The organism is Citrobacter sp. Cf088, from assembly GCF_030334295.1.
In the GTDB taxonomy this organism is placed as follows: Bacteria; Pseudomonadota; Gammaproteobacteria; order Enterobacterales; family Enterobacteriaceae; genus Citrobacter; species Citrobacter freundii.
In genome coordinates this window covers 467,660-493,251 of sequence record NZ_JAOWEE010000053.1, presented here as the reverse complement: position 1 = coordinate 493,251, position 25,592 = coordinate 467,660, and the positions used below count along the sequence as shown (strand labels likewise).

The 25,592-nt window shown below is 53.3% G+C and carries 31 protein-coding genes and 1 riboswitch; of the genes, 14 read left to right on the top strand and 17 right to left on the bottom strand.

Annotated elements, in window-relative coordinates; genetic code table 11:
- Positions 1–3: 3 nt before the first annotated feature.
- The 17 genes from OGV71_RS15185 to pduF all read right to left on the bottom strand — a co-directional run bounded on the left by OGV71_RS15185 (position 4) and on the right by pduF (position 14,299).
- Entirely contained in the window at positions 4–681 is a 678-nt protein-coding gene (locus OGV71_RS15185) for an energy-coupling factor ABC transporter transmembrane protein (RefSeq protein ID WP_204584410.1), read from the bottom strand.
- Positions 668–949: an energy-coupling factor ABC transporter substrate-binding protein gene (locus tag OGV71_RS15180; RefSeq protein WP_003030289.1), complete on the bottom strand. Its 282-nt coding sequence runs from the start codon at positions 947–949 to the stop codon at positions 668–670. Before OGV71_RS15180 ends, OGV71_RS15185 begins: the two co-directional genes overlap by 14 nt.
- Positions 950–951: 2 nt before the next feature.
- Positions 952–1,689, bottom strand: a complete 738-nt coding sequence (cbiM, locus tag OGV71_RS15175) for a cobalt ECF transporter S component CbiM (RefSeq protein WP_003834098.1) — start codon at positions 1,687–1,689, stop codon at positions 952–954.
- Positions 1,686–2,399: a cobalt-factor II C(20)-methyltransferase gene (locus tag OGV71_RS15170; RefSeq protein WP_003839034.1), complete on the bottom strand. Its 714-nt coding sequence runs from the start codon at positions 2,397–2,399 to the stop codon at positions 1,686–1,688. The genes cbiM and OGV71_RS15170 overlap by 4 nt, the downstream gene beginning before the upstream one ends.
- A complete protein-coding gene (gene cbiK / locus OGV71_RS15165; RefSeq protein ID WP_003839033.1) occupies positions 2,396–3,190 on the bottom strand; it encodes a sirohydrochlorin cobaltochelatase in 795 nt (264 codons plus the stop codon). Before cbiK ends, OGV71_RS15170 begins: the two co-directional genes overlap by 4 nt.
- A gap of 10 nt (positions 3,191–3,200) precedes the next feature.
- A complete protein-coding gene (locus OGV71_RS15160) occupies positions 3,201–3,986 on the bottom strand; it encodes a cobalt-precorrin-6A reductase (RefSeq protein WP_003844233.1) in 786 nt (261 codons plus the stop codon).
- On the bottom strand, positions 3,983–4,708 hold the full coding sequence (locus OGV71_RS15155; RefSeq protein WP_003030278.1) for a precorrin-3B C(17)-methyltransferase: 726 nt from the start codon (positions 4,706–4,708) through the stop codon (positions 3,983–3,985). Before OGV71_RS15155 ends, OGV71_RS15160 begins: the two co-directional genes overlap by 4 nt.
- Positions 4,708–5,763, bottom strand: coding sequence for a cobalt-precorrin 5A hydrolase (cbiG, locus tag OGV71_RS15150; protein ID WP_204583479.1), 1,056 nt, complete (start codon positions 5,761–5,763; stop codon positions 4,708–4,710). Before cbiG ends, OGV71_RS15155 begins: the two co-directional genes overlap by 1 nt.
- Entirely contained in the window at positions 5,744–6,517 is a 774-nt protein-coding gene (locus OGV71_RS15145) for a cobalt-precorrin-4 methyltransferase (protein WP_003030275.1), read from the bottom strand. Before OGV71_RS15145 ends, cbiG begins: the two co-directional genes overlap by 20 nt.
- Positions 6,510–7,079 (bottom strand): decarboxylating cobalt-precorrin-6B (C(15))-methyltransferase, encoded by a 570-nt coding sequence (locus OGV71_RS15140; protein WP_003030273.1) that lies wholly within the window; start codon positions 7,077–7,079, stop codon positions 6,510–6,512. Before OGV71_RS15140 ends, OGV71_RS15145 begins: the two co-directional genes overlap by 8 nt.
- On the bottom strand, positions 7,069–7,674 hold the full coding sequence (locus tag OGV71_RS15135; RefSeq protein WP_032949563.1) for a cobalt-precorrin-7 (C(5))-methyltransferase: 606 nt from the start codon (positions 7,672–7,674) through the stop codon (positions 7,069–7,071). The genes OGV71_RS15140 and OGV71_RS15135 overlap by 11 nt, the downstream gene beginning before the upstream one ends.
- Positions 7,668–8,804, bottom strand: a complete 1,137-nt coding sequence (gene cbiD / locus OGV71_RS15130; RefSeq protein WP_003030269.1) for a cobalt-precorrin-5B (C(1))-methyltransferase CbiD — start codon at positions 8,802–8,804, stop codon at positions 7,668–7,670. Before cbiD ends, OGV71_RS15135 begins: the two co-directional genes overlap by 7 nt.
- Complete coding sequence (locus OGV71_RS15125) at positions 8,801–9,433, bottom strand: cobalt-precorrin-8 methylmutase (RefSeq protein ID WP_008785140.1); 633 nt, start codon at positions 9,431–9,433, stop codon at positions 8,801–8,803. Before OGV71_RS15125 ends, cbiD begins: the two co-directional genes overlap by 4 nt.
- A 10-nt stretch (positions 9,434–9,443) precedes the next feature.
- Entirely contained in the window at positions 9,444–10,403 is a 960-nt protein-coding gene (cbiB, locus tag OGV71_RS15120; protein WP_204583478.1) for an adenosylcobinamide-phosphate synthase CbiB, read from the bottom strand.
- The gene (locus OGV71_RS15115) at positions 10,400–11,779 is read right to left on the bottom strand and encodes a cobyrinic acid a,c-diamide synthase CobB (RefSeq protein WP_044701540.1); all 1,380 of its coding nucleotides are present in this window, start codon (positions 11,777–11,779) and stop codon (positions 10,400–10,402) included. Before OGV71_RS15115 ends, cbiB begins: the two co-directional genes overlap by 4 nt.
- 88 nt (positions 11,780–11,867) lie before the next feature.
- Positions 11,868–12,042, bottom strand: a riboswitch (cobalamin riboswitch).
- Positions 12,043–12,374: 332 nt separating this feature from the next.
- Positions 12,375–13,286, bottom strand: coding sequence for a transcriptional regulator PocR (gene pocR / locus OGV71_RS15110; RefSeq protein ID WP_204583477.1), 912 nt, complete (start codon positions 13,284–13,286; stop codon positions 12,375–12,377).
- A 203-nt stretch (positions 13,287–13,489) separates the two neighbouring features.
- The gene (pduF, locus tag OGV71_RS15105) at positions 13,490–14,299 is read right to left on the bottom strand and encodes a propanediol diffusion facilitator PduF (protein WP_003030258.1); all 810 of its coding nucleotides are present in this window, start codon (positions 14,297–14,299) and stop codon (positions 13,490–13,492) included.
- A gap of 525 nt (positions 14,300–14,824) precedes the next feature.
- On the opposite strand from pduF, the gene pduA reads away from it, so the two are divergent.
- Genes pduA through pduP form a run of 14 tightly spaced genes read left to right on the top strand, consistent with a single transcriptional unit; the run spans position 14,825 to position 25,588 of the window.
- Complete coding sequence (gene pduA / locus OGV71_RS15100; protein ID WP_003030255.1) at positions 14,825–15,106, top strand: propanediol utilization microcompartment protein PduA; 282 nt, start codon at positions 14,825–14,827, stop codon at positions 15,104–15,106.
- Entirely contained in the window at positions 15,106–15,918 is an 813-nt protein-coding gene (gene pduB, locus OGV71_RS15095) for a propanediol utilization microcompartment protein PduB (protein ID WP_003030252.1), read from the top strand. Before pduA ends, pduB begins: the two co-directional genes overlap by 1 nt.
- Positions 15,919–15,936: 18 nt before the next feature.
- A complete protein-coding gene (pduC, locus tag OGV71_RS15090; protein WP_003030249.1) occupies positions 15,937–17,601 on the top strand; it encodes a propanediol dehydratase large subunit PduC in 1,665 nt (554 codons plus the stop codon).
- Between the two features lie 10 nt (positions 17,602–17,611).
- The gene (pduD, locus tag OGV71_RS15085; protein WP_003844241.1) at positions 17,612–18,286 is read left to right on the top strand and encodes a propanediol dehydratase medium subunit PduD; all 675 of its coding nucleotides are present in this window, start codon (positions 17,612–17,614) and stop codon (positions 18,284–18,286) included.
- 14 nt (positions 18,287–18,300) lie between these two features.
- On the top strand, positions 18,301–18,819 hold the full coding sequence (pduE, locus tag OGV71_RS15080) for a propanediol dehydratase small subunit PduE (protein WP_003030243.1): 519 nt from the start codon (positions 18,301–18,303) through the stop codon (positions 18,817–18,819).
- Positions 18,820–18,834: 15 nt separating this feature from the next.
- Positions 18,835–20,667 (top strand): diol dehydratase reactivase subunit alpha, encoded by a 1,833-nt coding sequence (locus OGV71_RS15075; RefSeq protein WP_204583476.1) that lies wholly within the window; start codon positions 18,835–18,837, stop codon positions 20,665–20,667.
- Positions 20,657–21,007, top strand: a complete 351-nt coding sequence (locus OGV71_RS15070) for a glycerol dehydratase reactivase beta/small subunit family protein (RefSeq protein ID WP_003844243.1) — start codon at positions 20,657–20,659, stop codon at positions 21,005–21,007. Before OGV71_RS15075 ends, OGV71_RS15070 begins: the two co-directional genes overlap by 11 nt.
- Before the next feature lie 19 nt (positions 21,008–21,026).
- A complete protein-coding gene (gene pduJ / locus OGV71_RS15065; protein ID WP_001057752.1) occupies positions 21,027–21,302 on the top strand; it encodes a propanediol utilization microcompartment protein PduJ in 276 nt (91 codons plus the stop codon).
- A 24-nt stretch (positions 21,303–21,326) separates the two neighbouring features.
- Positions 21,327–21,791 (top strand): BMC domain-containing protein, encoded by a 465-nt coding sequence (locus OGV71_RS15060; protein WP_016150574.1) that lies wholly within the window; start codon positions 21,327–21,329, stop codon positions 21,789–21,791.
- On the top strand, positions 21,791–22,423 hold the full coding sequence (locus tag OGV71_RS15055) for a phosphate propanoyltransferase (protein WP_003030214.1): 633 nt from the start codon (positions 21,791–21,793) through the stop codon (positions 22,421–22,423). The genes OGV71_RS15060 and OGV71_RS15055 overlap by 1 nt, the downstream gene beginning before the upstream one ends.
- Positions 22,420–22,911 carry a microcompartment protein PduM gene (gene pduM / locus OGV71_RS15050; protein WP_046670009.1) on the top strand — a complete coding sequence of 164 codons (492 nt, stop codon included), beginning with the start codon at positions 22,420–22,422 and terminating at the stop codon, positions 22,909–22,911. The genes OGV71_RS15055 and pduM overlap by 4 nt, the downstream gene beginning before the upstream one ends.
- Before the next feature lie 3 nt (positions 22,912–22,914).
- Positions 22,915–23,190, top strand: a complete 276-nt coding sequence (locus OGV71_RS15045; RefSeq protein ID WP_003030211.1) for a EutN/CcmL family microcompartment protein — start codon at positions 22,915–22,917, stop codon at positions 23,188–23,190.
- Between the two features lie 8 nt (positions 23,191–23,198).
- A complete protein-coding gene (gene pduO, locus OGV71_RS15040; protein ID WP_204583474.1) occupies positions 23,199–24,206 on the top strand; it encodes a cob(I)yrinic acid a,c-diamide adenosyltransferase in 1,008 nt (335 codons plus the stop codon).
- Entirely contained in the window at positions 24,203–25,588 is a 1,386-nt protein-coding gene (pduP, locus tag OGV71_RS15035) for an aldehyde dehydrogenase family protein (RefSeq protein ID WP_204583473.1), read from the top strand. Before pduO ends, pduP begins: the two co-directional genes overlap by 4 nt.
- Positions 25,589–25,592 lie beyond the last annotated feature (4 nt).

Below are 25,592 nucleotides of genomic sequence, written 5' to 3'. Positions count from 1 at the left end.
TCCTTACAGGTGAAAATCACCCTGATAAAGTTTGATATCCAGTGTGGTGGTCATTTGCTGGTAGCGGATCAACACGCGGGTGAACAGCAATCCCACCAGCATTGCCAGGGAGCGGTAGCCCAACGGCAAGCTACGATAACCAAAACGCAGCGTTTGTGCGCGGTGAATAGCCAGCGCCTCGTCTAAGAGAATAAAAATAAACCGCCAGGTCAGCAGGATCTGCTCAGTTAGCAGGCGAGGAACGTGCGCGCGTTTGAGTAGGATAATTAATTGCGGAAACGGCAGATTCAGTACCAGCCAGAAGGTTGCCGCCAGCGCTGCAAGGCTGCGCCAGAACGTTTCATTCGCTGTCACCAGACCTGGTGCGCTGATCCCCAACCAGTAACTTCCCGCAGGTATGCTGGCCAACAGCGTCTGTGGATCGCGGCTGATGCTAAACAGGATGGTCACTACGCCAACCGCCAGAAAACCAAACGGTAATGCCATCCAACGGCACCAGCGCCAGAATGAAATACGCAGCAGCCAGCAGCTCAGCGCGGCAATCAATAACAGCTCAATACCCTGCCCCAACGGGGGCAGAGTAAACGCCAGAATCATCATCACCAGCCAGAGCAGAAATTTCCGCACTGGCGAGACATGAACCCAACGGCTTTGATAGCTAAGCCTGTCAAGCCCGGTCATCACGGCGTTGCCTGCCCTTGGTATAACCCAGGATATAGAAAATCACGGCTGCACCCAGCGAGCCCTGAAGTGTAAACAGCAGACTTTCAATTTCACCACTTGCCGGTTCATACAGCGGCTGGAACCAGGGTTCATAATGCGGGGCAATAGCCTGAATCTGACTCTCAGCCTCACCGTCTGAACCGCCGTACTCTCCACCGTGGTTGATAAAGAACGGCAGGATCACCAGCGCCACTACCATGCCCAATATAATCAGCGTCTTTTTCATCGTTAATGTCCTTGTGCGGTTATTAACTGGCGTTTGGTTAGCTGATCGTAAATCAGCACGGTGAGTAACCCTTCCGCAATCGCGATTGGGATCTGCGTCAGACAGAAAATCCCCATGAACTTAATGATTGAACCGGTAGCGCCAGCAGAGGGATCCGGGAACGCCACGCCCAGCTGTACCGACGTCACGAAATAGGTGACGAGATCCGCCAGCATCGCGCACAAGAAGACGCAAACATCACGACGCAGCCCTGCACGGCAGGCCATTTTCCACACCATGTAACCCACTACCGGGCCAATTACCGCCATCGACATGCCGTTCGCGCCGAGCGTCGTTAAACCACCGTGTGCCAGCAGCAGTGCCTGGAACAGCAGAACGATCGCCCCGAGGATGGCCACTACACCAGGTCCAAACAGGATAACTGCCAGGCCTACGCCGGTAGGGTGTGAACAACTTCCGGTAACGGAAGGAATTTTCAGCGCCGACAGCACAAAAATAAAGGCGCCGCACAGTGCCAGTAAAACTTTCTGGTGGTTATCTTCCTGCACGATTTGGCGCAGGCGCACCAGCCCGTACCACAGGCAGGGTAAAAACAGCAGCCACCATGCCAGCGCCCACATCGGCGGCAAGAAACCTTCCATAATGTGCATGGCGAACGCTTGCTCAGGAACAATCATCAGTAATAGCGCCGCAGCCAACCCGCTGAAAGACAGCTGTTTTAGCTGTTGTTCAAGCTTCATTGTGCATACTCCCACTGTTTGTTGACCAGAATGGTCGAGAAATAAGGCAGCGGCTGATCGTCGCTCACCTCATCGAGATGACGCCAGCACTGTTCACCTGGCAGCGTGGCTTCAGACATCATTAATGCGCAGCCCAACAAACCTTCTTGTTGCAGCAGCGCTTTGATACGCGCAAAACGACCGTACACTTTCATCAACACCAGACTGTCATGCTGCTTTAACGCCTGCTGAATTTCAGCTTCCGGCGCGGTACAGGAGACCACTGCCAGCGATTGTTGCTCCATGGCGAGCGGGGTTTTCGAACGCGCGGCAATCGCAGCGAAAGAAGTCACGCCCGGGACGATTTCTAACCAGTCAGGCGAACCAATGCGCTGCAGTAAAAAGACCCAGGTACTGAACAGCATGGCGTCGCCGAGCGTAATAAAGCCTACTTTTTTTCCAGCTTCGACTTCCTGAACCAGCGCGGTTGCAACCTCATCCCAGACGGCCTCTTTTTCCGCGCTGTCGGCACTCATGGGAAAATGGCAGCAGCGAACCTCGGTCTGCTCGCCGATATACTCCCGCACAATCGACAGCGCCAGGCTATCGCCGCCTTTACGCCCGGCAGGCGCATAGAGAATATCCAGCATGCCCAGCGTACGTGCAGCACGTACGGTGATCAGATCGGAAGCGCCAGGTCCGGTGCTTAATGCGTACAGTTTCCCGCTCATGCTGCTTCCTCCAGCGCCACATTAAGCGCCTGCTGTAAATGTGCCACGAACATGGCGCGAACCGCCGGGTTTTCCCCCAGTCCGCTGAGCCACGGCGTAGCCGTTATCCCGGCCGCATTGAACAATGTTTTCCACGAATCATCTTCGTCAGAGGCCATATCATTGATGGCATGGTCACCAGCAACTAACATCAGCGGCATCAGATGCACCGCCGTCACCCCTTCCTGAGATAAACTTTCAATCAGCACATCCACTTCCGGATAGCTTTCCACCGCCCCAACCCGCGCCGGAAAGCGCTGCGCCGTCATCATATGGTCGAGACAGGCATAGGCGGCAAAGGCATGATGGCTGGCGCCGTGTCCCATAAACACCACTTTTTCATTTTCTCTAAGCGTCGGCATTTGCTGTTGCAGCGCCAGCATCAGCTGGGCGTAATCTTCATGGCTGCTCAGTAGCGGTACACCCAGCGTCAGGCGTGAAAACAGCGGACGCATACTTTGCACTTCGCGGACAATTTTTTCGTATTCGTCGCCATTGATAATGTGCAGCGACTGAATAGCCACATCCTGATACCCCTGCTCCGCCAGTTTTTGCAGCGCCTGCAGCGGTGTGTCGATTTCAATGCCGTCACGCTGCTTGAGCTTGCGGATAATCATCCCGGAGGTAAACGCCCGGAACAGGTCGCGGTCAGGGCAACTGGCTGCAAGATCGCGCTCACAGGCCACAATATTTTTCTCACAGGTGTCGTGATAGCTGGTGCCAAAGCTGACCACCAGAAGCGCCTTTTTCATCTTTAACTCCTTAAGCCGCGGCCAGCCAGCGCGTTAAACGCGCCGCAAAGGCGGCCTGACTTTCCAGTAACTCGTCTCCCGTCACCAACGGTGCCGGACGTGTAATCACGATGCAGGGGATACCGGCATCCAGACAGGGTTGAACTTTTTCCTGATAACCACCTTCAGCGCCTGAAGCCTTAGTGATCACCACATCAGCCTGACACTGGCGATAAAACGCGGCGTTGAACTCGGCGCTAAACGGCCCACACAGTGCGAAGATTTCACCGACGCCAAATCCCAGATCCGCGCATTGCTGAATGACCTCAGGTACAGGCAGAACGCGCGCCAGCAGCGTTTTTTCAGGCAACCCTTCGCGCCAGATGGCCAGATCTTTACTGCCAGTCGTCAACAGCACGCGATCGCCGAAGCGTCGCGCCACCTCACAGGCTTGCGGAATACTTTGTACGGTATACAGCTGCGGGTGAGTTAATCCGCTCAACTGCTCAGGGCGCTGGTAGCGGCTCAGCAGTACGCCCGCCGCTTCGCAGGCATTCATGATGTTGCGACTCACCACTTCGGCGTACGGATGCGAGGCATCGATCACCCAGCGCGTCTGATTTTCCTGTAGCCAGGCAATCATTTGCTCGCGTTCCAGACGCCCGCAGCGCACCTGGCCTTTGATGTCTCCCGCCAGCTGCTTTCCCGTCGGGGTCGCAACGGACAGGGTGTAGGCCACGTTTGCCGCATCCAGTTGCTGGCACAGCATGCGCGCGTCGCTGGTGCCGCCCATGACCAGCACATCACCATAATTCACAGCACATAACCTCGTGGCGTGATCATCAGGCCGTCCTGAACATAGGTTGTTTTATTGCCCACGATCACAAGACTGGTCATATCAACCGGCTCAAAGTCCATTTCACCCAGCGTGGTCAGCCATTTTTCCTGCTTTTTACGTCCGGCTGACTTCACAATACCAACCGGCGTTTGTGCGCTCTTGCTGGCAGATAACAGCTCAAATGCGCGCGCCAGATGTCCTTCGCGACCCCGACTGCGTGGGTTGTAGAAACAGATAACAAAATCGGCCTCACCGGCGGCAACGATGCGTTTTTCGATAACCGGCCACGGCGTTAACAGATCGCTTAAGCTGATGTGGCAGAAATCGTGCATCAACGGCGCACCCAGCAAAGAGGCGGCGGCAATGCTGGCGGTCATCCCTGGGATTAGCCTGACCTCAACGTCCAGCTTTTGCTTACTGACCAGCTCGAGCACCAGCCCGGCCATACCGTAAATCCCCGCATCACCGCTGCTGATCAGCGCCACGTTGTGCCCCGCCTGCGCCAGTTCGATCGCCGCCTGACAGCGTTCAATCTCTTTGCACATCCCGGTTTTGATCACCTGCTTGTCGCCAGTGAACGCTTTTACCAGATGGGTGTAGGTTTTATAGCCAACGATGATTTCCGCTGCCTGCAGTGCTTCAACGGCTTCCATGGTCATCATTGCCTGCGAGCCAGGGCCAATTCCAATTACGCTTAACATCAGTGTGAAACTCCCAAAGTGATAGTGACGCCCTGTTCTCGCAGGGTCTCGCCTAACAGTTGTCCGTGGCTCAACAGCCAGGCTGCAGGACCAGAAACGCTTCCTGTACCCACCGTTTTGCGAACAAACGATGAGGCCGGAAAACGGTGCTCATGCTCACGCAGCGCGTCAGCAGTAAAGGTTTCGAAAGGAACGCGACAGCATGAAGCCAGTTGGATAAGTCCCTGTTCATCTTTTTTCAGCGTGATGCTGCCAATCGCTTTTAGCGCCAGCGGATCGAGCTGTTGGGCTTCGAGTTGGCGGGCAAGCAGCGCAGCCAGCAGCGGGAACGGCGTATCACGGCGACAACCAATTCCGGCCACAACCCGCTGCGGCACCAGCTTCCAGTGCGGAACAGGCAGCTCAGGTAAATTGGTGCGTAAGGTGATGCACACCAACGCATCCAGTTCAGGGAGCTGGTTGAGATCGGTGACCGTAATAAATCCGCGCCGGTCGCAATGGCTGATATCCTGCGTCAGTTCGTCATCCCACCACAGCCCAACCCGCTTATTGCTGACCAGCATCTGATTGACGATCTTCACCGCCGAACGGAAATCACTCATTCGGGCATTCAGTTGAAATGCCAGCGTATCCAGTGCCGCCATATCGTTCACATCCGTCGCGGTGGTGATAACCGGGTCGGCACCCAACATGCCCGCCAGATAACGTGCCAACGCATTAGCACCGCCCGCGTGACCGGAGAGCAGGCTGATGACATGCTGGGCACGTTCATCAATGACCACCACCGCCGGATCGCAAAACTTGTCGTTGACCAGCGGGGCCAGTACGCGCACCGCAATGCCAGTCGCCCCGATAAAAATCAGCGCCGAATAATTCGTAAACGCTTCGCGAGCGGTATTCGCAAAGCCGTTTTCGAAGGGAATAAACCCCTCCTCCAGCAGCTTTTCACTGGTAAAACAGGTAACCGGCAGCATAGCTGCCAGACGTTTCGCCAGCACAACGCCGCCAGGAGTCAGGCAAAAAAGCGCAATTGACTCAGGCTTTACGGTATTCATGGCTAAAGTCCGCCGCATAGAGTTTGGAGTAGTGATACTCCGAGCCCAGGAAATTACCGACCAGAATAAGGGCCGTTTTACGGATGCCAGCATCGCGAACCTTGTCGCCAATATCCGCCAGGGTCCCGCGCACGGTCTGGCTTTCTGGCCAGGTTGCTTTATAGATCACCGCCACGGGCGTGGTCGCCGGATAGCCACCTTCAATCAGACGCTCAGCCACCCGATGAATACGCTGGACGGAAAGATATATCGCCATTGATGTCTGGTGGCTGGCAAAAGACTCCAGCTGTTCACGCTCTGGTACCGGGGTGCGGCCTTCCAGGCGCGTAATGATCAGGCTCTGTGACACTTCGGGCACGGTATACTCAACGCCCAGCTCCGCCGCCGCGCCGAGGAACGCGCTGACGCCGGGCACCACCTGCCAGTCAATCCCGCGTTTGGTCAGCTCCTCGCCCTGCTCGCGCACGGAACCATACAACGAGACATCGCCGGTTTGCAGACGCACGACGGTCTTACCCGCTTTCACTCCGGCTTCCATCAGATCAAGGATCTGCTCCAGATGCAGTTCGGCACTGTCGTGACATTCAGCACCAGCAGGGCAATACTCCAGCAGTTCGGTGTTAATCAGCGATCCGGCGTAGATAACAACCTGCGCCTGCTGCAGCAACCGGTAACCTTTGAGGGTAATCAGCTCGCGATCGCCAGGACCTGCGCCAACAAACCACACGCTACGGGGATCAAAAATCTCAGACATGGTTTCCTTCCTTCTGACAGGCGATAACAAATACGGGGTTATTCGGTTTAAAATAGTGACCACTGCCAAGCGCAGTAAGCGAGGAAACCTGTAGCTGCAGGCAATCCACTCCCTGTACGCCAAGATGGTCCAGATGTGTTAGCGCGGTGTTGAGGTTTTCCTGGAGGATAAATGTCATCACCAAACGCCCTGCGGGATGCAATTGACGCATCGACCAGTCAATCAGGTCGGTCAGATGACCACCGCTGCCGCCCATAAAAATGGCATCGGCTTTTTCCGCGATGGTCATGGGAGCAACGCCGGGAAAAATATCGATATTTGCGCAGGCAAAATGCTGGCGGTTTTCATCCAACAACCTGAGCGCCGCCGGGTTACGTTCGATGGCCGTGACACGTAATCCGGGATATTGCAACGCCGCCTCTATCGACACGCTGCCGGTTCCGGCGCCTATATCAATCAGGTGACTGGCGCGGTGTAATTCAAGTTTTGAGAGGGCAAGTGCGCGTACCGCTTCTTTGGTCATAGGCACTTTCTCTCCACGCAGAAACAGCTCATCTTTCATCGAGGATCACCACTGCATTCATGTCATAGTCGGCGTTAACTTCACGCACAGGCAGGAAATGGATCTTTTCGTTTTCCATCGCCAGGTTTTCGCCAATCACCATCCAGCGATGCCCCTTGCCTCGGGCAATGAGCTGCTGCGCGATTTCACGCGGGCCACACAGCGCATCAGTCACCATCGCTACCTTGTTATGTCGCGCCAGCTCATCAAAACAGACGCTGCGGCCATGGCTACTGGTCAGCCACATATCGTTCATATCAATACCGGACTGCGCACACAGGTACTGCACCGCACTAATGCCGGGAATAATCCGCACATTCTCAATACCAAAATGCGCCACCATGCGCGTCCCGATGCCGTAAAACAGCGGATCGCCAGATGCCAGTACCACAACATGCTTCTCCTGGTGCGCGCTAATCCAGCTCAGAAGTTCCGGGATATTGGCGCCAAGAGCAAACTGTTCACCGGCAAAATCCGGGAATTGCTGCAAATGCCGCTTTCCACCGACCAGAACATCCGCCACCGCGACCGCTTCACGTGCCGCAGGCGTCATCAAATGCAAACCGGCGGGGCCCATCCCTACAACGGTTAACATTGCATCTCCTCAGCAATCTCTGCGACCGGGCGATTACTGCCAAGAACCTGATTATCAAAGGAAAACATGATGGCATCGCAGGTCGGCGGATTTTTGGTAAAGCGCAATGTTTGCAGAACACGCATACAAATGCGCTGAGCCAGATGGTCATAAATGTGCTGGAAACCGTATGCGTCGATATGTTCCATCGCCGCTTCGGTGGTATCGCACTCGCTGACCAGCGTCAGCAGCTCCAGCGGTGCGCCAAGTAATGCGAGGTGGGCCACCAGCGTTTCCATGCGGGCATCGGCAATATGGCTATGGGTATGGAAGATCCCCGCCGCGATTTTGACGAGCTTACCGGGATGTCCCACCAGCACAATTTGCCGGAATCCAAGACGTACGGCTTCTTCAATCATGTAGCCGACAAAGTTGCTCATGGTGACTACAACCTGGGTGTCGATACCCATCTGCTCGCGCACAAAACGCTCGCCGTGGTTTCCCGGCACCAGTACGACACGCTCCAGCCCAGCCGCCCGCTTAATTTCCAGCTCCAGCGACAGCGAACGTTTCCAGCTCTCTTCCGACATCGGCGTGACAATACCCGTGGTGCCGATAATCGAAATACCGCCCAGAATGCCAAGGCGGGAGTTGTAGGTTTTTTGCGCCCGTTCTTCTCCTTCTGGCGCGAAGATTTCAATCTGCGCCCCACGATTTGGGCCAATCGCTTCGCGGACGGCAGATTCAATGGTCTGGCGAGGTGTACGGTTAATCGCCGAGCTGCCCACCGGTAGGCCAATCCCTTTGCGGGTTACCGTACCGACCCCTTCACCGCCCTGTAAGGCAATCACGCCACTATCGTCTAACGTCACGCGGGCAAAAATCAGCATGCCGTGGGTGGCGTCCACATCATCACCACCGTCTTTGCGGATGGCAGCTATCGCCTGCTGCCCTTCGATATGCGGCGACTCAACGTTCAGGCACAACGTCACCCCGGAAGGCGTGACAATGGAAACCTGATGGATGAGGTGTTGGCGCAATACCATCAACGCTGCCACTTTTGCCGCCGCCGTGGCGCACGATCCCGTGGTATATCCTTTACGCAGCGCTTTACCGTTGTGCCACACCGGCGTATCGAAGGCCTCGCTCATCGCGCCCCCTGCATGTGATAAAGCATGGCGTTGACGATAGCGGCGGCGACGTTGCTTCCCCCTTTACGGCCTAACGCAGCAATGGCGGGCAAATTGCTTTGGGTCAATGCATCTTTCGACTCTTCTGCACCAACGAACCCGACCGGTACGCCAACCACACCGCTGACGGCGACATCATGCTCAAGCAGGCGAAACAGCGCTGTCGGCGCGTTGCCAAAGACAAACAGCTTTTCCCCCTCCTCCTTCACCGCAATGTCGACAGCAGCCATGGACCGGGTAATACCCTGCTCTTTTGCCGTACGCACAACCCGCGGGTCACTGATGTAACAGCGGCATTCACCGCCGAATTTTGCCAGCAGCGTTTTATTGATCCCGGAAAGCGCCATCGTGGTGTCGGTATAAATCACGCTCGAACGGCTAAGCGCCGCACAAAACTGCTCCAGCACATCACTGGAAAACCACAGAATGTCCAGCCAGTCGAAATCTGCCGTCGTGTGAATGACCCGCTTGATAATGGCTTCATGTAACGGACTGGCAAACTGATAGTCCGGACGGGTTTCACGGATGATCTCGCCAATAATGTCGAAACTTTTGGCTTCAATCGCCTGGGGTTGCTGGATATATTGCATTATGTTGTCCTCAGGCTACACCGGCCCACAGCCACCGCAGCGCAATAAACAGCGCCAGTGCCAGCGTCGATGCCACCCACATCAGTCGAATCGTATGGGAAATGTCGTCTACCGAAATGTCGCGTTGCGCATCACCGATCCACGGTTTCTCAACGCGCTCGCCAAAGTAGTCATTAGGACCACCCAGACGAATGCCTAATGCCCCGGCTACGGATGCCTCTGACCACGCGCAGTTTGGGCTGCTGTGGTTGTAGCGATCGCGCCAGCCAATCTGTAGAGCTCGCGAGCCGTCTTTACGGCATAAAAATGCCGCCACGCCCAGCAACAGCCAACTCAGTCTTGCAGGAATAAGGTTCGCGACATCGTCCAGACGCGCGCTGACCATACCGATAGCGCGGTATTTTTCATGTTTGTAGCCCACCATGGAGTCAAGGGTGTTTACCGCTTTGTAGGCCATCGCCAGGGGCGCACCGCCGAGAAGGAGAAAGAACAGCGGCGCGATAATGCCGTCGACGGTGTTTTCAGCCACGGTTTCCACCACCGCGCGATTGATCTGTTGCGGTTGCAGTTGCGAGGTATCACGCCCCACTATCCACGACAGTTTTTCCCGACTCGCGGCAAGGTCACCGGCCCGTAAAGGACGTTCGACATCCTGTGCGGCATTCGCCAGGCATCGCCCGGCCAGCACGGTAAAGATCATCCATACCTCTACCACCCAACCCAACCAGGGATGAACAGATTTTGCCAGTACCAGCACGCCCCAGGACGCAGCCCAGGTCAAACCAACCACCACAATCCACATCACCGCGCCACCAATGCGCAGCGCACGGTCGCTATGACAATAACGCCGAATAATTCGCTGCACTGCAGAAATCAGATTGCCAATCCAGCGCACCGGATGCGGCCAGTTCTGCGGATCGCCGATGATAAAATCAAGCAGCCAGGCAACACACCACGCAAGGATCGTCATAGCGCGCTCCTCGCGGCTGTCAGCCAGTGGTTAAGCATCTGCGGACGTTGAGCAAAATGAACGTGTAGATAGCTGGCGAAGGTGTTTCCGACCTGCCAGCCGCCAGACCAGGCTTGCAGCGTTTTACCATCGCGCACTTTGCGACAGTTCATCACCGCTGGTGTTTCAGGGGTAAAATCGGAATAGTGGAATTCATGCCCGCGCAGCACTTCGCCTTCTGCTGCTAACAATGTTTGCTGTGCGGCCTGCGCTTCGCAGTAGCCAAATCGGGTCAGACGTTTTCCCATTTTGCTGTGGCCGGGAATGATATCCGCCATCAGCCAGGTATCTCCGTTACTGTCCTCAAGCGAACTGCCGAGATACATCAGCCCCCCACACTCTGCGTAAATCGCGACGCCACGTTGATGTGCCGCTCGCAGTTGCTTCAGCATCGAGACATTGCGAGCCAGCGCCGCAGCGTGTAGCTCAGGATATCCGCCACCTAACCAGATCATCTGACAGTCGGGTAAGCAGGTGTCGTGCAACGGGCTAAAACGAACAATATTAAGCCCCGTACGTTCCAGCAACGTAATGTTGTCCGGGTAGTAGAAGTTGAAGGCTTCGTCATCGGCAATTGCAAGCGTTAGCCCTGCTCCAGCATCTGCGGCAGGCAGCGCGGGCCATTCGCCAGCAGGAAGATTGGTTGACTGGCTTAATGTCAGCAGTGCGTCAATATCAAGGGTTTGCTCCAGCGTGGCAGCAAACTCCTGCCACGGTTGCTGATTGATAACCGACTCACGTGCGGTGACTAAACCCAAATGTCGTTCGGGAAGGGCAACCCCATCCATACGGGGTACGTAACCTAAGACGGGTACATCGCAGTAACGTTCGATTGCGACTTTCAGTAACTGGTAATGCGTTTCGCTGTTAACCCGATTAACAATAACACCAGCGATGTTCAGGGTGGGATCAAAATGCTGAAAACCCATTACCGTTGCGGCGATTGAGGTGGAAACGGCTTTGCCATCAACCAGTAAGATGACCGGACAGCCTAACTGTTTAGCCATCGCGGCGGTGCTGCAGTAGTTTGGGTCGGTACCATAGCCGTCATACAACCCCATCACACCTTCAATAACGGCGATATCCGCATGTCGCATCTGCTCGTTGAATAGAGCGTTCAGCGTGGGGACGGGAAGCATAAAGCTATCAAGATTGCGGGAAGCAGTACCGCATACCGCTGTATGCCAGCCGGTATCAAGGTAATCAGGACCCACTTTGCAAGGCTGGACGCGCAAACCGCGTTTTTTCAACAAGCTCAACAAGCCCAGCGTCACCGTGGTTTTACCACAGCCGCTTCCGGTACCTGCAAGAACAAATGCGTGAAAATTGGCCGCCATACCCTGATCCTGTTCAGGGTGGTAGGGGTGTAGAGATACCCAGTCTCTCGACTGTATGCATCTGAACCACCCACTTCCCACCGAAGTTGTTGGTAGTCACTGACAGGCAGGTCTTCTGGCTTAGCGTCATCCTCACCCGTCCTTCCCAATCTTGCGATCAGTGGTCCATACGGGGTCGTCAGCATCACAGCAGCGGGGGCTGCGGGGGATTCTCACCCCCTTCCCTACCACAAATGTGGCAAACCTGTCAGTTCAAGAGCCTGGTTAATTAAGCTCTCTGTTATGAGGTAAATTCACGACCTCATGACAATAATTCAGTTTAATATCTTTCCGAATTCATTCAGCCAATTTCCTGGCCTTTTCCCACATATTCATACGTTCACTTTTTGAATGAAAGTATCAGCTAAGAATAAAGAAAGTCATTCACACAGACACTGTATCTCATCACAAAAATAAAAACTGGTGCAGTTTATCCCTCAAATACCATTATTTTGTTGCGCTATGACAATTTATTGGCAGCTGTCATTATTTTTCATTTTATAATGACGGGCATAGCACCACATATCAAAAATCGGCAATAGCAAAATATTGCTATTTAAGCGGACTCTCCGCGTGAAATGACATTAATTTGCTGGCGAAATGCCTGCGGCGTAACCTGATACGTTTGACGGAACACTTTGCAAAAATAGCTGGTTTGCGAAAAGCCTAAATTACGCGCAATGCTGGCTATGCTCCAGTCACTGTGGCAAAGCAGCTCTTTGGCACTTGCCATTCTCTGTTGGTTTACCCATGCGTTAAAACCGATACCCTGATATTTTTTGAACAATTTACTGAAATAGTACGGGCTAAGGAAAACATGAGAGGCAACATCTTCCAGACGCAGCTCGTCTGATAAATGCGCATCAATATAGCGCAGGGCTTTTTTCATTTTACTGTCATGCGGATTGGTACTGCGGTTAGCGCGTACCGATTCTGATTGCTGCGGGTTATCTTTGATAACAACAAAATTGAGTTGTTTCTTAAGGCAATTTTCGACGATGAGCTTGAGTAAATCCGCTGAGGCAATGACACGAGAATAGTCCATCTCAGGTACATTACGGAACTCGTTGACCAGCTCTGGATCGGCTTGCCAGCGGTCATCGACGTTCAGAATATCAACGAGGCCTACATCGTTACTTAAGCGTACTTGTCCACAAAGCACAAACCCTACCAGGTGTCCCGCGATGACCAGCGGAATTGAGAAATCGGTAAGCCCGGCATGGCAGCGATAAATGCAAGGTTGATCGGACTTAGAGGCTTCCAACCCTCCACAGCGGTCGCTCATACGACAACGCGTACTATGCTGAGGATGCTGGCGCATCAACTGGCAAAAAGGAGTGAAATTAAAAAGCTCAGAAATTTCATCACCGTGAATATTGACAACCACAACAGCCAGACTGGTGGCCTGTGCAAAATCCTGTGCGATTTTATTAATGAGTTCTGAGTTCAGGGCACTCGCAGAAATCATGATAAAACCTCTCAGTTAATTTATTGTTATAAATAAAACATATTATTCACACATTCATTTTCATCTCGCGATCCAGCGCTCTGATGAAAGTCAGCATTGAACATAACAAAAGTCTCCCATTCTTGGGAGACTTTTTAAGCCGTTCAGGAAACCGGATCACGAAAACAGTTTTTGCCTTTCAATAATAAACATCTTTCATGAAGCTAGCTCTCGTTTTCCTCCAACTTACACGAATTACACGGTAAATTTTTGCCAATAAAATAACGATAAATTGCTGCGCCCGCACAGGCGCCGATGATGGGAGCCACAATCGGCACGATGAAATAAGGGATATCGCGCCCGCCGGTCATCGCAACATCACCCCACCCGGCCATCCAGGCAAACAATTTAGGACCAAAATCACGTGCCGGGTTCATCGCAAAGCCGGTAAGTGGGCCGGTTGATGCGCCGATAACAGCAACCAGAATACCAATCAACAGTGGTGCCAGAGGGCCTTTGGGAACGCCGTTACCGTCGTCCGTTAGCGCCATAATCATCCCCATCAGAATGGAGGTAATCACCACTTCGACTAGTGCGGCCTGCCAGACACTCAGTGCGGCGGCAGGATACGTGCTAAAAATACTGGCAAGTTGCAGGCTTTCCAGACTGCCGCGTACCATTTGGTGGGCTGATTCATACTCAATGAATAAACTGCCGTACAACAAATAGGCCAGCATAGCGCCACCAAAGGCACCCGCTATCTGAGCGACAGAATAAGGCAGTACTTTACGACCAGGAAAACAGGCAAACAACCAAAGTGCGATGGTAATAGCAGGATTGAGATGGGCCCCAGAAATCCCGGCTGTCAGGTAAACTGCAAGCGAGATCCCCAAGCCCCATATGATGCAGATCTCCCACAATCCCAAACTGGCACCCGCGACTTTAAGGGCGCTCAGGCACCCAATACCAAAAAACAAAAATAGCCCGGTACCCAAAAACTCAGCAATACATTGCGCTCTTAGTGAATCGTTCATTGTGACACCTTCTAAGCAGAGTTCGTGTCTTTACCAGCGGACTCCTTGCTGGCAGGAAGATTACTTCAAGACTTACTATAAAAATCTGTATCGGCAAATTGTTGGCAATCTGCAAGCGACATACCCTTAAAAATCGTGTTGTGATAGCAAATTTTTGCTATCACCTTTATTAAAACAGGTGACAAAACGAGGATTCACCCTATTAAAAGTACATTTTCAAAATAATAAAATATTGCGAAAAGCAGAATTTCATTTTCAAACGATCATCACAATTTCATTTTTCTCGCATAGCAAATGATATTTAAACTGTCACTCAGAAAAGTGTAAATATGGAATTAACATAACCAAATAGTCATATTGATAAAGCTTAAAATAACCAACAAAAACAGTATATTACAATAAAAAACAGCAATTTTATCTCACCGTAACCCCACTATTTTTTCACTCTTACTTTCAACTCAGCCATTCTTTTTCCTCGCTTCTTTTTATAGTCATGAAAATCGGGACAACCCAGGCGAGGTCTTTATGCAACAAGAAGCGTTAGGAATGGTAGAAACCAAAGGCTTAACTGCAGCCATAGAGGCCGCAGATGCAATGGTGAAGTCAGCCAATGTAATGCTGGTCGGCTACGAAAAAATTGGTTCGGGGCTGGTAACAGTTATTGTCCGCGGCGATGTCGGCGCAGTCAAAGCAGCAACAGATGCCGGTGCCGCCGCAGCCCGTAATGTGGGAGAAGTGAAAGCCGTACACGTTATCCCACGCCCGCATACCGATGTAGAAAAAATCTTACCGAAGGGAATTAGCTAATGAGCAGCAATGAACTGGTTGAACAGATCATGGCGCAGGTGATTGCTCGTGTGGCAACGCCAGAACAGCAGGCTATCCCAGAAAATAATCACCCAACACGAGAAACGGCTATGGCAGAGAAAAGCTGCAGTTTAACGGAGTTTGTCGGTACCGCGATTGGCGACACCGTCGGTCTGGTAATCGCCAACGTAGACAGTGCCCTCTTGGACGCAATGAAACTTGAAAAACGCTATCGCTCCATTGGCATCCTTGGCGCCCGTACTGGTGCGGGTCCACACATCATGGCCGCTGATGAAGCGGTGAAAGCCACCAATACTGAAGTCGTCAGTATTGAGTTACCACGTGATACCAAAGGCGGCGCAGGTCATGGCTCGCTGATTATTCTTGGCGGCAACGATGTTTCCGACGTGAAACGCGGCATTGAAGTCGCACTGAAAGAACTGGATCGCACCTTTGGCGACGTTTATGCCAACGAGGCCGGTCACATCGAAATGCAGTACACCGCACGCGCCAGCTACGCGCTGGAAAAAGCCTTTGGCGCACCGATTGGTCGTGCCTGTGGCGTCATCGTCGGCGCACCAGCATCCGTTGGTGTCCTGATGGCTGATACTGCCCTGAAATCCGCCAACGTGGAAGTTGTGGCTTACAGCTCCCCTGCTCATGGCACCAGCTTCAGTAACGAAGCCATTCTGGTTATTTCGGGTGACTCTGGCGCTGTTCGTCAGGCTGTTATCTCCGCCCGTGAAATCGGTAAAACCGTACTCGGGACCCTCGGCTCAGAGCCGAAAAACGATCGTCCGTCCTACATCTGATATCAGTGAGGCTGATTCATGAGATCGAAAAGATTTGAAGCACTGGCGAAGCGCCCTGTGAATCAGGATGGCTTCGTTAAGGAGTGGATCGAAGAAGGCTTCATTGCGATGGAAAGCCCGAACGACCCCAAACCGTCGATTAAAATCGTCAACGGTACAGTCACTGAACTGGACGGTAAATCCGCTAGTGAATTTGACTTAATCGACCATTTTATTGCCCGCTATGGCATTAACCTGGCGCGCGCTGAAGAAGTCATGGCGATGGATTCGGTCAAACTGGCCAATATGCTTTGCGATCCTAACGTGAAGCGCAAAGACATTGTGCCGCTGACCACCGCAATGACGCCGGCAAAAATTGTCGAAGTCGTGTCCCATATGAACGTCGTTGAGATGATGATGGCCATGCAGAAAATGCGTGCTCGTCGTACACCATCTCAACAAGCGCACGTCACTAATGTCAAAGATAACCCCGTGCAAATTGCCGCTGATGCCGCTGAAGGCGCATGGCGTGGATTTGACGAACAGGAAACGACCGTTGCCGTTGCGCGTTATGCGCCATTTAACGCCATTGCGCTGTTAGTCGGCTCACAGGTTGGACGCCCGGGCGTGTTAACTCAGTGTTCTCTGGAAGAAGCAACCGAACTCAAACTCGGGATGCTAGGCCACACCTGCTACGCTGAAACCATCTCCGTCTATGGTACTGAACCCGTCTTTACCGACGGCGATGACACTCCATGGTCTAAAGGCTTCCTCGCCTCATCCTACGCATCCCGTGGTCTGAAAATGCGCTTTACCTCCGGCTCTGGTTCAGAAGTTCAGATGGGTTACGCCGAAGGCAAATCGATGCTTTATCTGGAAGCCCGATGTATTTACATCACCAAAGCTGCTGGCGTACAGGGTCTGCAAAACGGTTCCGTAAGCTGCATCGGAGTCCCTTCCGCCGTGCCGTCAGGAATTCGTGCAGTGCTGGCTGAAAACCTGATCTGCTCCTCTCTGGATCTGGAATGCGCCTCCAGCAACGACCAAACCTTTACCCACTCGGATATGCGTCGTACTGCGCGTCTGCTGATGCAGTTCCTGCCGGGTACTGACTTCATTTCCTCTGGTTATTCCGCAGTGCCGAACTACGACAACATGTTTGCGGGTTCGAACGAGGATGCTGAAGATTTTGACGACTACAACGTTCTCCAGCGTGACCTGAAAGTAGACGGTGGTCTGCGCCCGGTTCGTGAAGAAGACGTTATCGCCATTCGCAACAAAGCGGCGCGTGCGCTGCAGGCCGTCTTTGCCGGGATGGGATTACCGCCAATCACTGATGAAGAAGTGGAAGCGGCGACCTACGCCCACGGTTCGAAAGATATGCCGGAACGTAACATCGTTGAAGATATCAAGTTTGCACAAGAGATCATCAACAAAAACCGTAACGGTCTGGAAGTGGTGAAAGCCCTTGCTCAGGGCGGATTTACCGATGTCGCTCAGGACATGCTCAACATCCAGAAAGCCAAGTTAACCGGGGATTACCTGCATACCTCCGCCATTATCGTTGGCGACGGACAGGTGCTATCCGCTGTCAATGATGTTAACGACTATGCCGGTCCGGCAACAGGTTATCGCCTGCAAGGCGAACGCTGGGAAGAGATCAAAAACATCCCTGGCGCACTTGATCCCAACGAGCTTGGCTAAGGGGTGAAAAATGGAAATTAATGAAAAACTGCTGCGCCAGATAATTGAAGATGTGTTGTCTGAAATGCAGACCAGCGACAAACCCGTCTCTTTCCGCGCATCTACAGCGGCAAGCGCACCTCAGGCTGCTGCGGCACAGGGCGACAGCTTTCTGACCGAGATTGGTGAAGCCAAACAAGGCCAGCAACAGGACGAAGTGATTATTGCCGTAGGGCCGGCGTTTGGCCTGTCACAAACCGTCAATATTGTTGGGATCCCGCATAAGAATATCTTGCGCGAAGTGATTGCCGGTATTGAAGAAGAAGGCATTAAAGCGCGCGTTATCCGCTGCTTTAAATCCTCCGATGTGGCGTTTGTTGCTGTTGAGGGTAACCGTCTGAGCGGTTCCGGGATCTCTATCGGCATCCAGTCAAAAGGCACGACGGTTATCCACCAGCAGGGGTTACCACCGCTTTCAAACCTGGAGCTGTTCCCTCAGGCACCGCTTCTGACGCTGGAAACCTATCGTCAGATCGGTAAAAACGCCGCGCGTTATGCCAAGCGTGAATCTCCACAACCGGTCCCGACTCTGAATGACCAGATGGCCCGTCCTAAGTACCAGGCGAAATCAGCCATTCTGCACATTAAAGAGACCAAATACGTTGTGACAGGCAAAAACCCGCAGGAACTGCGCGTGGCGCTTTGATAAAGGATACCTCCATGAATACCGACGCAATTGAATCGATGGTTCGGGATGTGTTGAGCCGGATGAACAGCCTGCAAGGCGAGTCCGCGACTCCGCCCGCGGCAAGTTCATCAGCACATACCGCGAAAGTCACGGATTACCCTCTCGCGAATAAACATCCTGAGTGGGTAAAAACTGCGACCAACAAAACGCTGGACGACTTCACGCTTGAAAATGTTCTGAGCAACAAAGTGACCGCGCAGGACATGCGCATCACTCCTGAAACACTGCGCCTCCAGGCGGAAATCGCCAAAGATGCCGGACGTGACAGGCTGGCGATGAACTTTGAGCGCGCTGCCGAGCTAACCGCTGTTCCTGACGATCGCATTCTTGAGATCTACAACGCGCTGCGCCCGTACCGCTCAACAAAAGATGAGCTGATGGCTATCGCCGACGATCTCGAAAATCGTTATCAGGCAAAAATCTGTGCAGCTTTCGTTCGTGAAGCGGCAGCGCTGTACGTTGAGCGTAAAAAACTCAAAGGCGACGACTAACTCAGGGACAGGATCATGCGATATATAGCTGGCATTGACATAGGCAACTCATCAACGGAAGTCGCTCTGGCTACTCTGGATGAGTCTGGCGTGCTGAGCATCACCGGCAGCGCGCTGGCAGAAACCACCGGAATTAAGGGCACATTACGTAATGTGTTTGGCATTCAGGAGGCCCTTACGCTGGCGGCAAAAAACGCCGGTATCAATGTCAGCGATATTTCGCTCATCCGTATTAACGAAGCCACACCGGTCATTGGCGACGTGGCGATGGAAACAATAACCGAAACCATCATCACTGAATCCACCATGATCGGCCATAACCCTAAAACACCGGGCGGTGTCGGGTTAGGCGTGGGCGTCACTATTACGCCGGAAGACCTTCTCAGTCGCCCGGCGGATACGCCCTATATTCTGGTGGTGTCATCGGCATTTGATTTCGCCGATGTTGCTACGATGATTAATGCCTCCGTCCGTGCCGGATACCAGTTGACTGGTGTTATTTTGCAGCAGGACGATGGTGTGTTGGTCAGTAATCGTCTGACTCATCTCCTGCCCATAGTCGATGAAGTCCTTCATATTGACCGTATCCCGTTGGGGATGCTTGCTGCCATTGAGGTCGCCGTACCAGGAAAGGTTATTGAAACGCTTTCTAACCCCTACGGTATTGCAACTGTCTTTGGCCTCAATGCCGATGAGACTAAAAACATTGTTCCGATGGCACGGGCGCTGATCGGCAACCGTTCAGCCGTGGTGGTGAAAACGCCGTCAGGTGATGTGAAAGCGCGAGCGATTCCTGCCGGAAATCTGGAGCTACAGTCTCAGGGTCGTACAGTACGGGTCGACGTTGCAGCGGGCGCCGAAGCGATTATGAAAGCGGTTGGTGAATGCCCGAAACTGGATAACGTTACCGGAGAAGCTGGCACCAATATTGGCGGCATGCTGGAGCATGTGCGCCAGACGATGGCTGAATTAACCAATAAACCCAGTCATGAAATTTTTATTCAGGATCTGCTGGCGGTCGATACCTCGGTTCCTGTCAGCGTGACGGGTGGACTTGCCGGTGAGTTCTCGCTGGAACAGGCTGTCGGCATAGCCTCCATGGTGAAATCAGACCGCCTGCAAATGGCGATGATTGCCCAGGAGATCACGCAAAAGCTCAACATTGACGTCCAGGTTGGCGGGGCCGAAGCCGAAGCTGCCATTCTGGGGGCCTTAACTACTCCGGGCACCACGCGACCACTGGCTATTCTGGACCTCGGCGCGGGTTCAACCGACGCTTCTATCATCAATCCTAAGGGCGAAATTATTGCCACGCACCTGGCGGGTGCAGGCGATATGGTCACGATGATCATTGCCCGTGAACTGGGTCTGGATGACCGTTATCTCGCGGAAGAGATTAAAAAGTATCCGTTGGCGAAAGTTGAGAGCTTGTTCCATCTTCGCCACGAAGACGGCAGCGTTCAATTCTTCCCTACGCCTCTCCCGCCAACAGTTTTTGCGCGCGTGTGCGTAGTGAAGCCCGATGAACTGGTGCCACTGCCGGGTGAACTGGCGCTGGAGAAAGTACGGGCCATTCGTCGAAGTGCTAAGGAACGCGTTTTCGTTACTAACGCACTCAGAGCGCTACGCCAGGTGAGTCCGACCGGGAACATTCGGGATATTCCCTTTGTGGTACTGGTTGGCGGCTCATCCCTGGATTTTGAAGTTCCGCAGCTGGTCACCGATGCTCTGGCGCATTATCGACTGGTTGCCGGGCGCGGCAATATTCGTGGTACCGAAGGTCCGCGCAATGCGGTTGCGACAGGGCTGATTCTCTCCTGGCATAAGGGATTCGCTCATGGAAAGTAATCTCACCACGCCAGCCATCGTTATCTTCACCAGTGCTGACTGCGCTGACGTCTGGAATGACGTACTGCTGGGTATTGAAGAAGAAGGGATCCCCTTTGTGATTCAGGAGAATGACTCAACTGACGTTATCCACAACGCATGGTTGGCCGCCTGCCAATCACCATTGCTGGTTGGTATTGGCTGTAGCCGTGAAAAACTGGTCGTGCACTACAAAAACTTACCCTCATCAGCACCGCTTTTTACGCTGACGTATCAACAAAATAGCCACGATCGCCGCAGCATTGGTAACAACGCTGCGCGGCTGGTTAAAGGCATTCCGTTCCGGGAATGCCACTCATAACCCACAGGAGAAAAGCAGTATGAATAACGCACTGGGACTGGTTGAAACAAAAGGGCTTGTCGGCGCTATTGAAGCCGCTGATGCCATGGTGAAATCCGCAAACGTGCAGTTGGTTGGTTACGAAAAAATCGGCTCTGGCCTCATCACCGTTATGGTTCGCGGTGATGTCGGCGCGGTGAAAGCAGCCGTAGATGCTGGAAGCGCAGCCGCAAGCGCCGTTGGCGAGGTGAAATCCTGCCACGTTATCCCGCGTCCGCACAGCGACGTTGAAGCCATTTTACCTAAATCCGCATAAGTCGTTGCAACCAAGGAGCACAGCGTGAAGCAATCACTGGGATTACTTGAAGTTAGTGGTCTGGCATTAGCCATCAGTTGCGCGGACGTCATGGCGAAAGCCGCCTCCATCACGCTGGTGGGCCTAGAAAAAACCAACGGCTCAGGCTGGACGGTGATCAAGATAATCGGGGATGTGGCCTCCGTCCAGGCGGCCATTTCCACTGGTGTCAGTTTCGCTGACCAGCGAGATGGACTGGTGGCTCACAAAGTCATTTCCAGACCCGGGGACGGGATCCTGTCGCATAGTGTTGTCCTGGAGCCTGAACCAACGCCCGAACCCATACCAGCCATACCGCATGAAGAGATATTTGTAGACCATGCGGCACCCGAAGCACCGCAAGATGCAGAATTGATTAGCTGCAATTTGTGTCTTGATCCTGCCTGCCCTCGCCAAAAAGGTGAGCCGCGCACACTTTGTCTTCACTCCGGCAAACGAGGTGAAGCGTGATGGATAAACAACAACTGGAAACCACTGTCGCTAAGGTTCTGGATGAAATGCGCGAGCGCCCGATTCCGCTGGGGATCTCTAATCGGCATATTCATCTGTGCGCTGAAGATTACGGTCGCTTGTTTCCCAATCACCCAATTAGTGAGAAAAAAGAGCTGCTGCAGCCAGGACAATATGCAGCAGAGCAGACTGTCACGCTGGTGGGGCCAAAAGGTCAGTTAAAAAATGTGCGTTTACTCGGCCCGCTGCGCAATACCAGCCAGGTCGAAATTTCTCGTACCGACGCCCGCACGTTGGGAATTGCTGCTCCGCTGCGGATGTCGGGCAATATTCAGGGCACACCCGGTGTTCGTCTTGTCAGCCCATTTGCTGAACTGGAGTTAGCATCCGGGGTGATCGTTGCCCAACGGCATATCCATATGTCGCCGCTCGATGCTCTGATTCTGCGAGTTTCCCATGGTGATAAAGTCTCGGTCGCCATTAATGGCGATGAACGTCGACTGATTTTCGATAACGTTGCCGTACGCGTTTCGCCGGATATGCGCCTCGAAATGCATATCGATACAGACGAAGCCAATGCTGCAGGCGCTGATAATCCCCAGGCATTCGCCACACTGGTGACCTCACGATGAACAACGAACTGCTGCAACGCATTATCGAGGAGGTTGTTTCCCGATTAAAAAAACGCGCGGAAAGCACGCTCACTCTTAGCGTCGCGCAGTTACGGGAAATCGATTCACGGACGGTATGCTGCCAGTACTCGTCGCTCCATCTCCAGCAAGTGGACCTGCCATTTCTGGAGCAAATTGCCGAAGGCTGCCCAGTCAACATGTCGGTGGTAACGATTCACGACGCGCTGGCATGCGGAGTCCGCGTGAAGATTTCACTACAACACCGATTGTTACCCGCAATCCCCGTGAAAAAACTCGCGCGTCTGCCACTGGAATTCAGTGATGAACTGGGGCGAATCATCTTTTTGCATCCTGAGAGGCTTCTCAGCTATGCCGACGTCGCCCAATTGAGGGATGGCGTACTGGTGTTACGCCGTCGATGTGTCGTGACGGCTCTGGCTCAGGAAGCTGTCAGTCTGCGAAATGTCCAACTAATTAAGCAGGAGTGAGCTATGCATCTGGCACGGGTTACAGGCGTTGTGGTTTCCACGCAAAAATCCCCATCACTGGTGGGAAAAAAACTGTTGCTGGTACGTCGGGTAAGTGCTGACGGAGAGCTTCCTGCGTCCCCAGTGAGTGGAGATGAAGTCGCTGTTGATTCTGTCGGCGCGGGGACCGGCGAACTGGTATTACTCAGCAGCGGGTCCAGCGCCAGACACGTATTTTCCGGCCCTAATGAGGCCATTGATCTGGCTATCGTCGGCATTGTCGACACGCTTTCTCGTTAGGAGGAACTATGGCGATTTATACCCGCACAGGTGATGCCGGAACAACAGCCCTATTTACCGGACAGCGCGTGAGCAAAACGCATCCGCGCGTGGAAGCCTACGGTACGCTGGACGAACTGAATGCGGCGCTTAGCCTGTGCGTTTGCGCGGCGAAAAACCCTCAGCACCGGCAGTTACTTGAAAATATCCAGCTGCAGCTTTTTTGGTTCAGCGCCGAACTGGCAAGCGAAAGCGAAGAACCGACGCCAGAGCAGCGCTACATCAGCTCAGAAGAAATTGCGGCACTGGAAGCTGCCATCGATATCGCAATGGGAAGAGTACCGCCCCTGCGCAGCTTTATTTTACCAGGCCGCAGCGAAGCCGCCAGCCGACTGCACTTTGCCCGAACTCTGGCACGCCGCGCAGAGAGACGACTGGTCGAGCTGTCCACCGAAATCTCCGTCAGACACGTGCTGATGCGTTATATCAACCGCCTGTCCGACTGCTTATATGCGCTTGCACGAGCAGAAGATCATGACGCCCATCAAAACGAAATCATTCAGAAAGTGGCTGAGCGCTATCTCGCTGCCGTTCAACCACCAGCCGCAAAGGAGCCGACTATGTCTCTGTCTTTTCAGGAGCTCCACCAACTCACTCGCGCTGCGGTGACGAGAGCAGAAGAACTTCAGGTTCCGGTCGTCATTAGCATTGTTGATGCGAACGGGACCCAAACGGTGACCTGGCGCATGCCTGACGCATTACTCGTGAGTAGCGAACTGGCACCGAAAAAAGCATGGACTGCCGTGGCGATGAAAACCGCCACGCATGAGCTGACATCAGCAGTGCAACCAGGCGCCGCGCTTTACGGTCTGGAAAGCCATATGCAGGGAAAAGTCGTCACCTTCGGTGGCGGGTACGCATTATGGCGTGAGGGTTTACTCCTCGGGGGTCTTGGCATCAGCGGAGGAAGCGTTGAACAGGATATGGACATTGCAGAAACGGCCATTGCGGCGATTAACGTGAGAACACATCAATGAATACTTCAGAACTTGAAACCCTTATTCGTAACATTTTGAGTGAGCAACTCGCCCCGGCAAAAGCAGAAGTTAAGGGTAACGGTATTTTTCCGTCCGTTGGCGAAGCGATCGATGCCGCTCATCAGGCTTTTCTGCGTTACCAGCAATGTCCATTGAAAACCCGCAGCGCCATCATAAACGCCCTACGCGAAGAACTGACGCCTCATCTTGCTTCACTGGCCGCTGAGAGCGCTGCCGAAACGGGTATGGGCAACAAAGAGGATAAGTTCCTTAAAAATAATGCCGCGCTGGACAACACTCCGGGTATCGAAGATCTCACCACCACGGCGCTAACCGGCGATGGCGGCATGGTGTTATTCGAGTATTCACCGTTTGGCGTAATTGGTTCTGTCGCCCCCAGTACTAATCCGACAGAGACCATTATTAACAACAGCATCAGCATGCTGGCGGCAGGGAATAGCGTTTACTTCAGTCCGCATCCGGGTGCTAAAAAGATTTCACTCAAGCTGATTGCCATGATTGAAGATATTGCTTTCCGTTGCTGCGGAATTCGTAATCTTGTCGTCACGGTCACAGAACCCACTTTTGAGGCTACCCAGCAGATGATGGCGCACCCTAAAATCGCAGTTCTGGCGATTACCGGTGGCCCAGGCATTGTTGCTATGGGCATGAAAAGCGGGAAAAAAGTCATCGGCGCAGGCGCAGGAAATCCACCCTGCATTGTTGATGAAACGGCCGACCTGGTTAAGGCGGCAGAAGATATCATCAATGGCGCATCCTTTGATTACAACCTCCCCTGCATTGCTGAGAAGAGCCTGATTGTTGTTGATGCCGTTGCCGAACGACTGGTTCAACAGATGCAGTCTTTTGGTGCGATGCTTCTCAATAGAGGAGAGGTAGACAAACTGCGAGCCGTCTGTCTACCAGAAGGCATAGCCAATAAAAAACTGGTAGGTAAAAGCCCGGCAACCTTACTGGAAGCAGCAGGAATACCAGTTCCGGCAAAAGCACCTCGATTACTGATAGGCATCGTCCAGGCGGACGACCCGTGGGTTACCAGCGAGCAACTGATGCCAATGCTCCCCGTCGTAACGGTGAGCGATTTTGATAGTGCATTAACGTTGGCCCTGAAGGTTGAAGAGGGATTGCATCACACGGCCATTATGCATTCGCAAAATGTGTCACGTTTGAACCTTGCCGCGCGCACGCTTCAGACCTCCATCTTTGTGAAAAATGGCCCCTCTTATGCCGGGATCGGCGTTGGTGGTGAAGGCTTTACAACCTTCACTATTGCGACGCCAACCGGTGAAGGAACAACATCTGCGCGCACTTTCGCACGCTCTCGTCGTTGCGTGCTGACAAACGGTTTTTCTATTCGTTAATGGG

What these genes read in the sequence shown, in the direction of transcription:
- OGV71_RS15185 (WP_204584410.1), bottom strand. Translation starts at nt 681, where the DNA reads ATGACCGGGCTTGACAGGCTTAGCTATCAAAGCCGTTGGGTTCATGTC.
- OGV71_RS15180 (WP_003030289.1), bottom strand. Translation starts at nt 949, where the DNA reads ATGAAAAAGACGCTGATTATATTGGGCATGGTAGTGGCGCTGGTGATC.
- cbiM (WP_003834098.1), bottom strand. Translation starts at nt 1,689, where the DNA reads ATGAAGCTTGAACAACAGCTAAAACAGCTGTCTTTCAGCGGGTTGGCT.
- OGV71_RS15170 (WP_003839034.1), bottom strand. Translation starts at nt 2,399, where the DNA reads ATGAGCGGGAAACTGTACGCATTAAGCACCGGACCTGGCGCTTCCGAT.
- cbiK (WP_003839033.1), bottom strand. Translation starts at nt 3,190, where the DNA reads ATGAAAAAGGCGCTTCTGGTGGTCAGCTTTGGCACCAGCTATCACGAC.
- OGV71_RS15155 (WP_003030278.1), bottom strand. Translation starts at nt 4,708, where the DNA reads ATGTTAAGCGTAATTGGAATTGGCCCTGGCTCGCAGGCAATGATGACC.
- cbiG (WP_204583479.1), bottom strand. Translation starts at nt 5,763, where the DNA reads ATGAATACCGTAAAGCCTGAGTCAATTGCGCTTTTTTGCCTGACTCCT.
- OGV71_RS15145 (WP_003030275.1), bottom strand. Translation starts at nt 6,517, where the DNA reads ATGTCTGAGATTTTTGATCCCCGTAGCGTGTGGTTTGTTGGCGCAGGT.
- OGV71_RS15140 (WP_003030273.1), bottom strand. Translation starts at nt 7,079, where the DNA reads ATGAAAGATGAGCTGTTTCTGCGTGGAGAGAAAGTGCCTATGACCAAA.
- OGV71_RS15135 (WP_032949563.1), bottom strand. Translation starts at nt 7,674, where the DNA reads ATGTTAACCGTTGTAGGGATGGGCCCCGCCGGTTTGCATTTGATGACG.
- cbiD (WP_003030269.1), bottom strand. Translation starts at nt 8,804, where the DNA reads ATGAGCGAGGCCTTCGATACGCCGGTGTGGCACAACGGTAAAGCGCTG.
- OGV71_RS15125 (WP_008785140.1), bottom strand. Translation starts at nt 9,433, where the DNA reads ATGCAATATATCCAGCAACCCCAGGCGATTGAAGCCAAAAGTTTCGAC.
- cbiB (WP_204583478.1), bottom strand. Translation starts at nt 10,403, where the DNA reads ATGACGATCCTTGCGTGGTGTGTTGCCTGGCTGCTTGATTTTATCATC.
- OGV71_RS15115 (WP_044701540.1), bottom strand. Translation starts at nt 11,779, where the DNA reads ATGGCGGCCAATTTTCACGCATTTGTTCTTGCAGGTACCGGAAGCGGC.
- pocR (WP_204583477.1), bottom strand. Translation starts at nt 13,286, where the DNA reads ATGATTTCTGCGAGTGCCCTGAACTCAGAACTCATTAATAAAATCGCA.
- pduF (WP_003030258.1), bottom strand. Translation starts at nt 14,299, where the DNA reads ATGAACGATTCACTAAGAGCGCAATGTATTGCTGAGTTTTTGGGTACC.
- pduA (WP_003030255.1), top strand. Translation starts at nt 14,825, where the DNA reads ATGCAACAAGAAGCGTTAGGAATGGTAGAAACCAAAGGCTTAACTGCA.
- pduB (WP_003030252.1), top strand. Translation starts at nt 15,106, where the DNA reads ATGAGCAGCAATGAACTGGTTGAACAGATCATGGCGCAGGTGATTGCT.
- pduC (WP_003030249.1), top strand. Translation starts at nt 15,937, where the DNA reads ATGAGATCGAAAAGATTTGAAGCACTGGCGAAGCGCCCTGTGAATCAG.
- pduD (WP_003844241.1), top strand. Translation starts at nt 17,612, where the DNA reads ATGGAAATTAATGAAAAACTGCTGCGCCAGATAATTGAAGATGTGTTG.
- pduE (WP_003030243.1), top strand. Translation starts at nt 18,301, where the DNA reads ATGAATACCGACGCAATTGAATCGATGGTTCGGGATGTGTTGAGCCGG.
- OGV71_RS15075 (WP_204583476.1), top strand. Translation starts at nt 18,835, where the DNA reads ATGCGATATATAGCTGGCATTGACATAGGCAACTCATCAACGGAAGTC.
- OGV71_RS15070 (WP_003844243.1), top strand. Translation starts at nt 20,657, where the DNA reads ATGGAAAGTAATCTCACCACGCCAGCCATCGTTATCTTCACCAGTGCT.
- pduJ (WP_001057752.1), top strand. Translation starts at nt 21,027, where the DNA reads ATGAATAACGCACTGGGACTGGTTGAAACAAAAGGGCTTGTCGGCGCT.
- OGV71_RS15055 (WP_003030214.1), top strand. Translation starts at nt 21,791, where the DNA reads ATGGATAAACAACAACTGGAAACCACTGTCGCTAAGGTTCTGGATGAA.
- pduM (WP_046670009.1), top strand. Translation starts at nt 22,420, where the DNA reads ATGAACAACGAACTGCTGCAACGCATTATCGAGGAGGTTGTTTCCCGA.
- OGV71_RS15045 (WP_003030211.1), top strand. Translation starts at nt 22,915, where the DNA reads ATGCATCTGGCACGGGTTACAGGCGTTGTGGTTTCCACGCAAAAATCC.
- pduO (WP_204583474.1), top strand. Translation starts at nt 23,199, where the DNA reads ATGGCGATTTATACCCGCACAGGTGATGCCGGAACAACAGCCCTATTT.
- pduP (WP_204583473.1), top strand. Translation starts at nt 24,203, where the DNA reads ATGAATACTTCAGAACTTGAAACCCTTATTCGTAACATTTTGAGTGAG.